Below are 678 nucleotides of genomic sequence, written 5' to 3' on the forward strand. Positions count from 1 at the left end.
TCTCGACGGCGGGCACCAGACCGGACACCGGCGCCCAGAACCGACCCGGATCTCCACGGAGGACGCAGCATGCCGGACACCCAGCAGGCACCGCCCGCGCACCCGGCCCGCCCGGCGCGGGGCGCGGCCACCCGGGCGGGCACCGTCGTCGCGGGCCTCGCCCTCGTCGGCCTGGCCGGGCTGATCAGCGCCTGCGGCCCGGACGGCTCCTCCGGCTCGGACGCCACCACCACCCCGTCGGTCAGCGCGACACCCACGCTGCGCCTGCCCTCGGGCCTGCCGTCCCGCCTGCCGACCTCGCTGCCCACCTCGGTCGGGGCCTCGGTTCCCGGGATCGGTCGCCTCGGTGCCGTCACCGGTGCGGACGCCCTGCGTGGCACCAACGTGCCAGCCGACTTCCCCGTCCCCCCGGGCGCGAAGGCCCGGGTCGGGACGACCACCGGCGGCACGTCCACCGTGACCCTGACCGGAGTGGCCAGCGACTCGATGGTCACGTTCTACCGCGGCGCCCTGCCCGCCGCCGGCTACACCATCACCTCGGACGTCGGTCTCGGCGGTGTCGCGCACTCGATCAGCTTCACCGGCCACGGCATCCGAGGCGGGCTGGGCAGCGTCGGCGCCGGCGGGGCGGGCGCCCTGGAACTCGTCTTCTCGAAGGCCTGAGCGCCGGGTCGCCTC

The 678-nt window shown here is 76.7% G+C and carries 1 protein-coding gene; it reads left to right on the top strand.

The window, feature by feature from the left end; all coding sequences use genetic code 11:
• Positions 1 to 69: 69 nt before the first annotated feature.
• Positions 70 to 663, top strand: coding sequence for a hypothetical protein (locus G6R24_RS21260; RefSeq protein ID WP_163550878.1), 594 nt, complete (start codon positions 70 to 72; stop codon positions 661 to 663).
• Positions 664 to 678 lie beyond the last annotated feature (15 nt).

Source organism: Candidatus Frankia nodulisporulans (assembly GCF_902806475.1).
GTDB lineage: Bacteria > Actinomycetota > Actinomycetes > Frankiales > Frankiaceae > Frankia > Frankia umida.